Source organism: Micromonospora sp. NBRC 101691 (genome assembly GCF_030269285.1).
In the GTDB taxonomy this organism is placed as follows: Bacteria; Actinomycetota; Actinomycetes; order Mycobacteriales; family Micromonosporaceae; genus Micromonospora; species Micromonospora echinospora.
In genome coordinates, this window is record NZ_BSTB01000056.1 from 1 (window position 1) to 935 (window position 935).

Below are 935 nucleotides of genomic sequence, written 5' to 3' on the forward strand. Positions count from 1 at the left end.
CTAGTGCCTCGTCTTGGAACGTTGATCGTGTAATCCGCTGGTTCTGAGGATCTATCGGGCAGGCTGTCTCCCAGTGATTCGACCGTGGGAGGTGGTGGCTGGTGGGTAGACGGCCGGAGGTGTTCGTCCGGCAGGTGTCGATGGCCGAGGGGCAGAAGTTGCAGCGGATCACCCGGACCGCGAAGGACCCGGTGAAGCTGCGCCGGGCGATCGTGGTGCTGATGTCCGCCCAAGGACAGCCCGCGCCGGACATCGCCCACCTGCTGAAGGTGACCGAGGACTACGTGCGGGACGTGATCCACGCGTTCAACGACAGGGGGTTCGACGCACTCGACCCAAAATGGAGCGGGGGCGCACCGAGACGGATCGATGAGCAGACCCGCGACTGGATCTGCGTCATCGCCCGGTGCGACCCCCGCTTCCTCGGCCAACCGTTCTCCTGCTGGTCCCTGGCAAAGCTTCGTGACTATCTGATCGCGGCCGGCTATGTCACCACGGTCAGCGTCGAGACGATCCGCCGGATCCTGCACGAACGAGGCGTGTCGTGGCAGGCCACCAAGACGTGGAAGGCCAGCACCGACCCGGACTTCACCACGAAGATGCGCCGGATCCTGGACCTCTACGACCACCCGCCCGCCGACGGCAGGGTCCTGTGCGTGGACGAGTTCGGGCCGTTGAACCTGCAACCCCGACCCGGCCGCGCCTGGCGAGGTGTCGGACACCCTGTGCGACTACGGGCCACCTACACCCGTGACCAGGGCGTCCGGCACATGATCGCCGCCCTCGACCTCGCCACCGGCAAGCTGCACTACCGCATCCGTGACCGCAAACGCTGGCGCGAGTTCCTCGGCTTCCTCAAGACCCTGCGCCGCCGCTGGCCGACCGAGGAGCTGTACCTGATCTGCGACAACTTCTCCCCACACAAGCACCCCGAA

Annotated in this window: 1 protein-coding gene; it reads left to right on the forward strand. The window is 66.1% G+C overall.

Going from position 1 to position 935, the window contains the following annotated elements:
- Positions 1 to 101: 101 nt before the first annotated feature.
- Positions 102 to 935 (forward strand): IS630 family transposase (locus QSK20_RS31925; RefSeq protein ID WP_285792323.1); only part of this gene is annotated, 834 nt, incomplete at its 3' end.